At 66.1% G+C, this 12379-nt stretch carries 8 protein-coding genes; 7 read left to right on the forward strand and 1 reads right to left on the reverse strand.

The window, feature by feature from the left end; genetic code table 11:
* Window positions 1-177: 177 nt before the first annotated feature.
* Window positions 178-588, reverse strand: coding sequence for a helix-turn-helix domain-containing protein (locus FAS41_RS20230; protein WP_138525227.1), 411 nt, complete (start codon window positions 586-588; stop codon window positions 178-180).
* A 471-nt stretch (window positions 589-1059) separates the two neighbouring features.
* Between FAS41_RS20230 and FAS41_RS20235 the strand changes: the two genes are divergently transcribed.
* The 7 genes from FAS41_RS20235 to FAS41_RS20265 all read left to right on the forward strand — a co-directional run bounded on the left by FAS41_RS20235 (window position 1060) and on the right by FAS41_RS20265 (window position 12217).
* On the forward strand, window positions 1060-3858 hold the full coding sequence (locus FAS41_RS20235; RefSeq protein ID WP_138525228.1) for an ATP-binding protein: 2799 nt from the start codon (window positions 1060-1062) through the stop codon (window positions 3856-3858).
* Window positions 3859-3954: 96 nt separating this feature from the next.
* Window positions 3955-4455, forward strand: a complete 501-nt coding sequence (locus tag FAS41_RS20240; RefSeq protein ID WP_138525229.1) for a sigma-70 family RNA polymerase sigma factor — start codon at window positions 3955-3957, stop codon at window positions 4453-4455.
* 4 nt (window positions 4456-4459) lie between these two features.
* Entirely contained in the window at window positions 4460-5401 is a 942-nt protein-coding gene (locus tag FAS41_RS20245; protein ID WP_138525230.1) for a FecR domain-containing protein, read from the forward strand.
* Between the two features lie 115 nt (window positions 5402-5516).
* A complete protein-coding gene (locus FAS41_RS20250; RefSeq protein WP_138525231.1) occupies window positions 5517-7964 on the forward strand; it encodes a TonB-dependent siderophore receptor in 2448 nt (815 codons plus the stop codon).
* A 137-nt stretch (window positions 7965-8101) separates the two neighbouring features.
* Complete coding sequence (locus FAS41_RS20255) at window positions 8102-8605, forward strand: sigma-70 family RNA polymerase sigma factor (protein ID WP_138525232.1); 504 nt, start codon at window positions 8102-8104, stop codon at window positions 8603-8605.
* Between the two features lie 4 nt (window positions 8606-8609).
* Window positions 8610-9548 (forward strand): FecR domain-containing protein, encoded by a 939-nt coding sequence (locus FAS41_RS20260; RefSeq protein ID WP_138525233.1) that lies wholly within the window; start codon window positions 8610-8612, stop codon window positions 9546-9548.
* A gap of 119 nt (window positions 9549-9667) precedes the next feature.
* Window positions 9668-12217 (forward strand): TonB-dependent siderophore receptor, encoded by a 2550-nt coding sequence (locus FAS41_RS20265; RefSeq protein WP_138525234.1) that lies wholly within the window; start codon window positions 9668-9670, stop codon window positions 12215-12217.
* Window positions 12218-12379 lie beyond the last annotated feature (162 nt).

The following is a 12379-nucleotide window of genomic DNA, read 5'->3' on the forward strand; positions in this document are numbered from 1 at the left end:
CTCGATTTGCTTTCAGTGGGGCCGGCTGGGCCGGAAGGTTTTGGACTCGTCTGCAGTGCGTCACTGCATGGGAAGAGAGATTAAATTCGACACCCTTGCTCCACCAGACGGCAAAATTCGCCTCTAGCGTTCCATTTAAAGAACGATAAATAGCAACAATGCCGCCGGAGGTCGGGGCTAGCCCGCGTGCCGCCAGGTGGATTGACGCCTCTCGTCCAGGAAACGGCGCTGCCAGCTCAGCGGCGTGACGCCTTCGATGCGGCAGAAGATCCGGCAGAAATGCGCCTGGTCGCAGAAGCCGCATTGCAGGCCAATCTCCGCCAGCGCGAAGGCCGACTCGCGCATCAGTTGCTTGGCCTTTTCCACCCGCAGGATGCGCATCCAGGCCTGGGGCGAGTGGCCGGTGGTGACCTTGAACTTGCGGGTGAAATCGCTGCGTGACAGCGCACAGGCGGCAGCCAGGTCGCTGACCGTGATGCCGACGTCCAGATGCTTGAGCAGCAGCGCCTGGGCGCGCTCCTTCTGCCACGGGGCCAGGTCGCGCTTGGGGGCGCTCACTGGAATCTGGCTGATGAGTCTCTGAAACATGCTGGTCCCTCCCCTGCGATCTGCAGACCATTCTTTGTGGGCGCAGGGGTAGCGGCGAGTTAAAGCTGGTTAAACCGCATTAACCCGCAGAAGAGGAAAGACAGCAGTTCGACGGCCAGGAGCGAAGAATTCCAGGGTCCGCACGGCAGCTCGCGAACATGCCGAACGCGCCGGCAACTTGCCGCCTTGCCTTGTACTGCGTGGCTTGCAGCTCAAGAGAACGGCACAGCTGACAGCCGGGCGCCGTTTCGCCAGCCGTGCTACAGCGTGCCTGGCGTTAATCCTTATTAAGCCCGCCGGCAAAACTCCACGACCGGCACAGGATGGCTCAACGATGAGCCGTCGTTTACCCTGACCGCCATGACAGAAGAACGGCCAATCGACCGCAGAGTCGATGGACCTGTGCCACCAGGGCTGATGCCTGGACCGGCGTGAAACCTGCCCCCAGCGTGCGAAAGCGACGACCAGACGATGATTCCCGAGCCCGTGGCCACGGTCGAAACCGTGCTTCATTTCGGCCCCTACCAGATCTACCCCGCCTCCCGTGTGATCCTCGAAGCCGGCCGCCCGCTGCGCCTGGGGCAACGCGCGCTGGACATCCTGCTGGCGCTGCTGGAGCGCGCCGGCCAGGTGGTCAGCAAGCGCGAACTGCTGGCCCGAGCCTGGCCCGGCCAGGACATTGACGAAGGCAACCTGCGGGTCCACATGACCGCCCTGCGCAAGGCGCTGGGCGACGGCCAGAACGGTCGGCGCTTCATTGTCACGATCGCGCTGCGCGGGTACAGCTTCGTCGAGCCGCTGACGGCCTCGGCACAGGCGACGCCCGCTCCCGATGACGGCCAGTCGGCGGACCACAATCTGCCGCCCCGGCGCAACCGCCTGCTGGGCCGCGAAGCGGAGCTTGCACGCCTGGTCGCCGAGCTGCCGCGTCGTCGCTGCGTCAGCCTGGTGGGCTGCGGCGGCATCGGCAAGACCAGCCTCGCCCTGCACGCCGCCGAACGCTTCATCGGCCAGTATCCCCACGGCATCCGTATGCTCGATCTCACCCAACTGCAGGACGCGCGACCGCTGAACAGCACGCTCGCCTGTGCGCTGGGCATACCGGGGCTGGCAGGCGAATCGCTGGAACAGCTCTGCCGCCAGGTCGCCGACCGGCAGATGCTGCTGCTCATCGACAACTGCGAGCACCTGATCGAGGCCGCCGCGCACCTGGTGGAATGCCTGCTGCGCCACGCGCCGCGGATTCATATCCTCGCCACCAGCCGCGAAAGCCTGCGCGCCATCGGCGAATACATCCTGCCGTTGCGGCCGCTCGATTGCCCTCCGGTGCAGGTCGGCAGCGTCGAGGACGCCCTGACCTACCCCGCCGTCGCGCTACTCATCGAGCGAACCCGTGAGAGCCACGAGGACTTCGAACTCCGCCCCGAGGACCTGCCGCGGATTGGCGAAATCTGCCGGCGCCTGGAAGGCATTCCGCTGGCGCTGGAACTGGCCGCCGGCCACCTGGGCCTGGCCGACGGCAGCCTCGACGCGCTGCTGCAGGACGGCTACCTGGACCTTCCGCTGCAATCGGAGGAATCGCCCAACCGCCACGAACACCTGCGCGCGATGCTCGACTGGAGCTATGCGCTGCTGCGTCCGGCGGAGCAGTCCTGCCTGCGTCGCCTGAGTGTGTTCCGCGGCGCCTTCACGCTGGACTCCATCGCCGCCGTCCTCGGCCAGCCGGCGGACCTGGGCGCGGCCTTCGTGCTGGTGAACCAGCTGACCGCCAAGTCGCTGCTGACCACCGAGATTCGCAGCGACGAGGTCACTTACCGGCTGCTCGAACCGACCCGCCTGCACGCGCTGGAGAAACTCCAGGCCTCCGGTGAACTGCACGAAGCCCGCGAGCGCCATCTGCAGCTCTGCCTGAGTGCAATGCAGGCTGCGCAGAACGAATGGGAAAGATCCGCCTCGCTGGGGTGGCTGAAGCGGCACTCACCGTGGCTCGCGGAAATCCGCGCCGCTCTCGACTGGGGCCTGCACGCGGAGGTCCGACACACCCAGGCGATCCATCTCGCGGCCTGTTCGGCGCCGCTGTGGCAGGAGCTGTCGCTGCTGCATGAATACGGCCCCTATGTCAGTGCGGCGCTCGGTCTGCTCAGCGCCGAATCCGCTTCGTCACTGCAACTGGCCATGCGCCTGGAGCTGGCGCTGGGCAACACCACCTACCACGATGTACGCAATCGTCAGGCGGACGAGGCCTTCCAGAACGCCCGCTTCCTGGCGCAGCAGCTTGGCGATCTCGACGGTGAACTCACCGCGCTGTCCGGCGGCCTGGCCGTGCTGCTGTGGGCTGGCCAGTACCAGCAGGCGGCCGAGCAGAGCCGGCACTTCGACCGACTGAGCAACGGCCAGGGCGAGATGCTCGCCACCAGCGCCCTGCGCCTGAAGGTGCTGGCGCTGCATTACTCAGGCAATCAGGTACGCGCCCAGGCCGTCGGCGAAGAAGTGCTGAAGCGTCTGGAGCAACAGCGCCGGGCCAACCGCTTCGCCCCTTGCCTGGGCGTGCAATACGACCAGCAGGTCGCCTCCCTCGCCACCCAGGCGCGCACGCTGTGGCTGCGGGGCCTGCCCGAGCAAGCGGAGCGCATGGCGACACAGGCCATCGAACTGGCCCGCGAGATCGACCACAGCGCTTCCATCGCTTACAGCCTCGCGGTAGCCGGCTGCGTCATCGCCTTCTACAACGGCGAGTTCGACAAGGCCCGCCGCCGCGTGCGGCAGATGATCGAAGTCGCCGAGCGCCACCGCGTGCCGTTGTTCACCGACTGGGCGCGACACTACGCCTGGGCCATGCAACTCGACGAAACGGTTGGCGCCGCGGCACCCGCCGTCGGCCTGGTGCGCGACATCGTGCAGACCCTCGGCGGTCGCCCCCTGCCCTCCGACCAGGCGCAGCTGATGCGCGCACGGACCGGCGCGGCGGGTTGGTGCGCTCCGGAAATCCTGCGCAACGAAGCCGTTGCCCTGCTGGCGCGCGGCGATCGCGAATCCCTCCTGGGCGGGGAAACCCTGCTCACCCGCGCCCTGACGCTGGCCCAGGAGCAAGGCGCGCAGGCCTGGGAGCTACGCTCGGCCACCTGCCTGGCGGAGCTGTGGAATGCGCAGGGCCAGCCGGAAGCCGCGCGGCAACTGCTGGAGCCGGTCTACCAGCGCTTCACCGAGGGTTTCGACTCACCGGACCAGCGCCGCGCGCGGCAATGCCTGGAAGTCGTCAGGGGTCGCTAAGGGGCAGTAACGGCAGCACCTCGGCACAAACCTCTTGTGCAACGCGGCGCACGAATAGAGAATGCGATTCATTGTCATTTGAACCCTTCCCCGATCATGTCGTCCGCTCCGCCCTCTTCCCTTCAACGGCTTTACGTCGAACACAATGGCTGGCTCAGGCAATGGCTGCGCGTGCGCCTGGGCAACGCCCAGGATGCGGCGGACCTGGCGCAGGACACCTTTCTGCGCGTGCTCACCTCGCGCAATACCGAGGCCATTCGTGAGCCGCGCAGCTACCTCAGCTCCATCGCCCGCGCGCTGATGATCGACGGCTTCCGCCGCCGCGCCATCGAGCAGGCCTACCTGGAGAGCCTGGCGGCGCGGCCGGAGCCGCTGGATATTTCGCCGGAGCTGCGTCTGTCGATCCTGGAAACCCTGACCGCCATCGACAACATGCTCGACGGCCTGGGTGAGCGCACCCGCCAGATATTCCTCGCGGTGCAGCTCGAAGGGCTCACCTACAAGGCCGCCGGCGAACGCCTTGGCGTGTCGGTGACCACAGTGAAGAACCACATGATCCGCGCCATGACCCGCTGCCTGCTGCTGTGCGAGGACTGACTTCATGACACCAGACCTCAAGGTGCTCGAAGCCGCCGCCACCTGGTACGTACAGTTCAGCGCCCACCCGCCGCGCGACAGCGAACGCCAGGCGTGGCGCCAGTGGCTGGAAGCGGACCCCGCGCACCGCCTGGCCTGGGAGCGCGTCGAGCGCCTGCAGGGGCAATGGGCGGCACTGCCTCGGGACGTTTCGCTGAACACCCTCGCCGGAGTGCGCGCACGTCGGCGCGCGGTGCTCAAGACAGTCGCATTGCTGATTTGCGCGGGGGGTGCGGGCTGGTTGGCGACCGGTTCGCGCCCCTACCAGGCGCTGCTGGTCGGCGAGCGTACCGGAGTGGGCGAACGACGCCAGCTGCAACTGGCGGACGGCACACGCGTCGACCTCAACACCAGCACCGCGCTGGACGTGGCCTACGACGAGCGCCTGCGCCAGATAAAACTGCGTGAAGGCGAAATCCTCGTGGAAACCGGCAAGGACCCTGCCGGCCGCCCCTTCATCGTACAGACCGCGCAGGGCACGGTGCGCGCGCTGGGCACCCGCTTCAGCGTACGTTGCCACTCGAAAGACACCCGCGTGAGTGTGCTGGAGCACGCTGTGGAGCTACGCGCCCTGGAAGCAGCGGATCGACCACGGCGGCTGGAGGCCGGCCAGCAGGCGCGCTTCGACGAAGCCTGGGTCTCGCCGCCGACACCACTGCGCGAGGGCGAGGGAGCCTGGGCCAAGGGCATCCTCACCGTGGTGGACTGGCCGCTGGGCGAGTTCATCGCCGAGCTGGACCGTTACCGCCATGGCCTGCTGCGTTGCTCGGACGAGGTGGCGGGCCTGCGTTTGTCCGGCGCCTACCGCCTCGACCAGATCGACGCGATCCTGCACAACCTGGGCAAGTCGCTGCCCGTCCGCGTGACTTATCGCACCCGCTACTGGGTCACCGTCGAGGCGGTCTGACCGGCGCCGGAAAAAAATCTTCAGGAAGGGTTGCCGATTTTCATTCTCGTTCGGCCAACACAGGAAGCAGCCGTGAGCGCTGCCACTGCGTACCCGCCAACGAAAGGAAAATCGAATGTCGTACTCCCCTCCGAGCGCCGCCCGGCCCCTGTCCCGCGCCATCCACCTGGCGCTGCTGAGCCTTGCACTGGGTGGCACTTCGGCTCTGGGCGCACTGCCGAACCTGGCGCTGGCGCAATCGCTGGAGAACAGCCAGGTGACGGCCTTTCAGGTCCAACCGGGCGAGCTCGGCCAGGTCCTGAGCCAGTTCGCCACCGACGCCCACATCACCCTGTCCTTCAGCGCCGAGCAAACTCGCGGCCGGCACAGCGCCGGATTGCAGGGCAGCTACAGCATCGACGCCGCTCTGGCGAAGTTGCTCGCCGGCAGTGGCCTGCGCGCCCAGCGCGAGGACAACGGCGGCTACGTGCTGGTGCGCGACGAGGGCGCGCTGGAGATGGACGAGACCACCATCACCGGGCAGCTGGGAGCCACCACCGAGGGCACCGGCTCGTACACCACCGGCTCGACCAGCACCGCCACCAAGATGAACCTGTCGATCCGCGAGACGCCGCAGTCGATCAGCGTCGTCACCCGCCAGCGCATGGACGACCAGAACCTGCAGAGCATCTCCGAGGTGCTCAACCAGACGCCCGGCGTGACCATGTCCCAGGACGGCGGCGAGCGCTTCAACATCTACTCCCGCGGCAGCGCCATCAACACCTACCAGTACGACGGCGTGACCACCTACCAGGAGAACCAGACCCGCACCATGCCCAGCACCCTGATGGACATGGCGATCTACGACCGCGTGGAGGTGGTGCGCGGTGCCACCGGCCTGATGACTGGCGCCGGCGACCCCAGTGGCGTGGTCAACGTGATCCGCAAACGCCCGACCCGTGACTTCCATGCCTACGTGCAGGGCGGCGTCGGCTCCTGGGACTACAAGCGACTGGAGACCGACGTCTCCGGCCCGCTGACCGACACCGGCAACCTGCGCGGGCGCATGGTCGCCGCGAAGCAGGTCAACGACACCTTCATGGACTGGTACCAGCAGGACCGCGACATCGTCTACGGCGTCATCGAGGCCGACCTCACCGACACCACGGTGGCGCGCCTGAGCATCGACCACCAGCGCTATCGCCCCACCGGCGCGCAGGGTGTGCCGATGCTCTACACCAACGGCGAGCAGACCGATTTCTCGCGCTCGACCAGTTCCGGCGCGCGCTGGAACGAGGACCGCTTCGACACCAACAACTACACCTTCGGGCTCGAACAGCAGCTGGCCAACGACTGGCAGCTGAAGGTCGCCGCGACCTACATGGAGGTCGACCGCGACACTCGCACCGGCTCCTACCAGAGCTCCACCGGTATGTCCTACATCACCCCCGAGGGCATCGCCAACATCAACCAGGCGTACTCTGAAGCCAACCAGCGGCAGAAGGCTGTCGACGCCACTGTGCAGGGTCCGTTCGAGCTGTTCGGCCAGACCCACGAGCTGATCTTCGGCGCCAACTACCTCGACTACGTGAACCACCATTACGCCTGGACCGGGCCGACGGCGAAGGTGGACTTCAATACCTGGAACAACGAGCTGCCCAAGCCCGACAAGGACGGCTTCGCCCCCTCGCTGGACTACGACGTGGACACCCAGCAGAGCGGCTACTTCGGCGCCGCGCGTTTCAACCTCATGGACGACCTGCACCTGATCCTCGGTGCCCGTGGCAGCAACTACCACTATCACTACTACTCGAAAAGCATCGCCTCGGGATACGTGCTGGACTACGGCATGACCGAGCGCGGGGTGGTCACGCCCTATGCCGGCCTGGTCTACGACCTGACGCCGGACCAGTCCGTCTACGTCAGCTACACCGACATCTTCAAGCCACAGTCCAGCCAGGATCGCAGCGGCAAGGTGCTCGACCCGGTGGTCGGCAAGAACTACGAGGTCGGCTGGAAAGGCGCGTTCTACGACGGCCAGCTCAACGCCAACGTCGCCGCCTACCTGATCAAGCGCGACAACGTGGCCGAACTGGACGCCGGCTACACCGTGCCCGGCACCGACGAAGACGCCTACAAGGCAGTGAGCGGTGCCAAGACCAAGGGTATCGACCTGGAACTGGCCGGCGAACTGGCGCCCGGCTGGCAGTTGCAGACCAGCTTCAGCCACTCGCGTACCGAAGATGCCGACGGCGAGCGGCTGACCACCCAGCTACCGCTGGACACCTTCCGTCTGTGGAGCACCTACGACCTGCCCGGCCAATGGAACCGCCTGACGGTGGGCGGCGGCGCCAGCTGGAACTCCAGCAACTCGCTGTACTTCAGCCGCTACAACAGCCGTGTGGGTCAGGACGACTACACCGTGGTCAACCTGATGGCGCGCTACCGTCTCACCGACCAGCTCTCCACCACGCTGAACCTCAACAACGTACTGGACGAGAAGTACTACGCGGGGTTCTCCGGCAGCTACGCCCATTACGGTGCGCCGCGCAACCTGATGATGAACGTGCGCTACGACTTCTGAGCCTGTCAGAAACGCTGCACTGCCGGGCCGACCGGCAGTGCTGGGCCAAGATCGTGGGTTTGGATTCACGGCAGTCGCGCAGCGGCACACAAATACGATAGATTATCATTTATCACATTTCACTCCGCTCTCGCCCCATGACCGACGCCCTCAGCCAGCAGGCCCTGCACCAACTCTACAGTGACCATCACGGCTGGCTTCACCAGTGGCTGCGCCGCAAGCTAGGCTGCCGCGAGCAGGCGGCGGACCTCGCGCAGGACACTTTCGTGCGGGTCATCACCCAGCGCAAGTTGTTCGAGCTGCGCCAGCCCCGCGCCTACCTCACAACCGTTGCCCGCAGCCTGGTGATCGATCACTACCGTCGCCGAACCCTGGAACAGGCCTACCTGGAAACCCTCGCGGCGCTGCCCGAGCCCGTGGAAGTTTCGCCACAGATGCGCTGCATCATCATCGAAACGCTGATGGAGATCGACGCCCTGCTCGACGGCATGGCCGCCCGAACGCGGGAGATCTTCCTGATGGCGCAGCTCGATGGGCTGAGCTTCGTGGAGATCGGCAAGCGCCTGGAGCTGTCCGCCAACTCGGTGCGCAAGCACTTCGTACGGGCCATGACCCACTGCCTCGTGCTGCTGGACGACTGAGCCGATGTCCGCCCTCGACCTCAAGACTCTCGAAGCTGCCGCACAGTGGTATGTGACGCTCAGCGAGCAAGCTGACGCCGCGCAGGAGGCCCATCGCCGCTGGCTGGCCAGCGATCCACGACACGCCCTGGCCTGGGCTCGGGTCGAGCGCCTGCAGGCAAAACTCGGCCAGGTGACGGCGGATATCGCCCGGCCGACGCTGAAGAACTCGCGCCTCAAGCGCCGCGCGGTGCTCAAGGTGCTCTCGATCCTGCTCGCCGCAGGCGGCACGGCAGCACTCGGCCTGCAGGCTGGCCCGTGGCGAAATTCCCTGGCCGACCGGCGAACCGCTACCGGAGAAACCCTGGCGCTCGACCTGCCCGACGGCACCCGGCTGGTGATGAACACCCGCACCGCCGTCGACGTGAACTACAACGCCGAGATGCGCCAGCTCGACCTGCGCGAAGGCGAGATCTGGGTTGAGACTGCGCCGGACAGCCTTTCCCGCCCCTTCGCCGTGCATACGCCGTTCGGCAGTGTCCGCGCGCTCGGCACGCGCTTCCTGGTGCGCAGCGACGGGGCCGGCGCGCGGGTCGGGGTGTTGAAGCACGCCGTGGAAGTCCGTCCGCAGCAGACGCCTTCGCAAGTCGTGCGGGTCGAGGCCGGCCAGGAGCTGGACTTCAGCGCGACATCCGCCGGCAAGCCTGGCGCGCTGGCCAAGGGCGCGGATGCCTGGATGCGCGGGCAACTGCTGGTCAGTGACTGGCGGCTGGACGACTTCCTCGCCGAGCTGTCGCGCTACCACGCCGGCTACCTGGGCTGCGCCGAGGACGTCGCCGCGCTACGCATCTCCGGCGCCTTCCAGCTGCACGACATCGACACGGTGCTGGATAACCTCGGCGGCTCCCTGCCCGTCCGTACACGTCGCCTCACCCGCTGGTGGGCTCGGGTGGAAAAGCGCTGATCGGACAGAGCCTCATCGAAAAAATAATCTGGCGAGGTGTTGGTGATTCTGATTCTCGTTCGACAAGGACAGTAGAGGCGCACAGACGCCGCAATCTGCCATTGGAGAACAACGCAATCATGTCAGGCACCCGTCCGCAGCTCCGTCGATCCCGATTCCACGCCATTCCGCTCGCCCTGAGCGGCGCCCTGCTCGCCGTGTCGCCGCCCCTCCTGGTCACACCGACCGCCTGGGCGCAGGACGTGCAGGCCCAATACAGCTTCGACATTCCTGCCGGCACGCTGGAAGACACCATCGCTGTGTTCTCCAGCGTCGCCGGGGTCACCGTCTCCTATGAGCCGGGCACTGCCCAGGGCAGGCAATCACCGGGTGTGCGCGGGCGCTTCGCCGCCGGTACCGCGCTGATGCTGCTGCTCGACGGCAGCGGCCTGCAGGCGGTGGAACGCCAGGCCGGGAGCTATACGCTGCATCCGACTCAGGGCAATGCCGAAAGCGCGCTGCAAATGAGCGAGACCATCATCATGGGCCAGGGCATGGGCGAGATGACGGAGAACTCCGGCGCCTATACAACCGGGCTGGTCAGCGTCGGCTCCAAGACTCCGGTGAGCCTGAAGGAAACGCCGCAGAGCGTATCGGTCATCACCCGCCAGCTGATCGAAGACCAGCGCCTGGACACCCTGCCCGACGCCATGAAGCGCACACCGGGCATCACCGTGCGCAACGGCAGCTACAACTCGCAGCAGTTCTACTCGCGCGGCTTCCCCATCGACAACCTGCAGATCGACGGCGCCGCGCCGATGGACATCGGCACCGGCATCGGCACCTTCTACAGCAACCGCCAATACGACATGGCGATGTACGACCACGTCGAGGTGCTGCGCGGCGCCAGCGGCCTGCTGGGCGGCACCGGCGACCCTGGCGGCATCGTCAACCTGGTGCGCAAGCGCCCGCTGGACCATTACCAGCTCAAGCTGGAAACCTCGGCCGGCTCCTGGGACAACTACCGCAGCGAAATCGACCTCACCGGCCCGCTGGCCTTCGACGGCCGGCTGCGCGGGCGCATGGTCGCCGCCTACAACGACCGCCAGTACTTCATGGACAACCGCAGCACCGAGCGCCCCCTGCTCTACGGCGTGCTGGAAGCGGACCTGGATGACGCCACCCTGGTCACGGTCGGCGGCAGCTACGACAAGGTAAAGCAGAACGGCACCGGCGACGGCCTACCGCGCTACAGCACCGGTGGCGACGTGCACCTGCCCCGCCACAGCTGGTACACCACCAACGCCGCCTGGGCCGACAGCTACACCCGTGAGTACTTCGCCAAGCTCGACCACTACTTCAACGAAAACTGGAAGTTCAACACCTCCTACACCTACTCCTACAACGGCTCTACCACCGAAGGCATCATCCCCTACGGCTCGGTGGACGAGACCACCAACACCGGTCCCTACTGGTGGGGCAGTTACATCGACAGCTGGAGCAAACAGTCGGTGTTCGACCTGAACCTGTCGGGGCACTTCGACGCCTTCGGTCGCCAGCACGAACTGCTGCTCGGTGCCGACTACCAGAAAGTCACCAGCCGCTGGCGCTCCGCCCAGGGCATGGTCGACAAGGGCGGTCTGATCGACCTGTGGGACCCGTCTTCCACGCCCTTGCCGAGCAACGAGTCGAACCACAATTTCTTCCGCGACTACTCACCCAACACCCGTGAGCAGTACGGCCTCTACTCGACCCTGCGGTTGCAGCTGAGCGACCCGCTCAAGCTGGTGGTGGGCGCCCGCGCCCAGCGCTTCAAGTTCGAGCAGGCCTACAGCATGCGCAACGCCAACGGCACCGGCCCGTGGGTGGAGCAGGACCGCGTGTCTGACCGCGAACCGACCACCCTGATCCCCTTCGGTGGGCTGATCTATGCCCTGGATGACCAGTGGTCGACCTACGCCAGCTACTCGGAAGTCTTCAAACCCCAGGCGCAGAAATTCAAGGGTCCGGAAGCCTCGCCAAGCTCCATCGAGCCCATGACCGGCAAGACCTACGAAACCGGCATCAAGGGAGAACTGCTCGATGGCCGGCTCAACGTCAGCGCGGCGCTGTTCTATACCAAACGCGAGCACCAGGCCGCGACCGACCCGAGCTACCCCAACCCGCCGTTCAGCTATAGCGGTTCGTGCTGCTTCGTCGCCCAGGACAAGGTGACCAGCAAGGGCATCGACCTGGAAGCCACCGGCGAGCTTGCACCAGGCTGGGAAATTCTCGCCGGCTACACCTACAACCAGGTGCACAACGATACCGAGGAAACCCTCTACAGCACCGTCACCCCCAAGCACCTGTTCAAGCTCTGGACCACCTACACCCTGCCCGGCGACTTCGCCGCCTGGCGTGTCGGCGGCGGCGTCACGGCACAGAGCCCGACCTATGTCAGCGGCACCGCCTACCGCTTCGACCCCAGCGGCAACGTGATCGACAGTCGCGACTATGACTTCAGCCAATCCGGCTACGCGGTCTACGACGCGCTGGTGGAGTACAAGGTCGACGATCACTGGACCGTCGCGGTGAACGGCAACAACCTGTTCGACCGCCGCTACTACGCCAGCGTCGGTACCTCCGAGTACGGCAACTACTACGGCGAGCCGCGCAACTTCACGCTCACGCTGCGTGGCGCCTTCGACTGACCGCACGAGGCAAGGTCCGGGGAGCGAACCTGCGCTCCCCGGCCAGACACTCCGCAACACCGCCCCTATTCCCAAAGCCGCATCGCCTCCTTACAATTGCGATTAATTCTTATCCGCACTCGAAAGGGAGTTCGTGGTGTCCGGAGTTCTGCCGCCTTCGCC

The sequence above is a fragment of the Pseudomonas nicosulfuronedens genome (assembly GCF_005877905.1).
GTDB classification, from domain to species: domain Bacteria; phylum Pseudomonadota; class Gammaproteobacteria; order Pseudomonadales; family Pseudomonadaceae; genus Pseudomonas; species Pseudomonas nicosulfuronedens.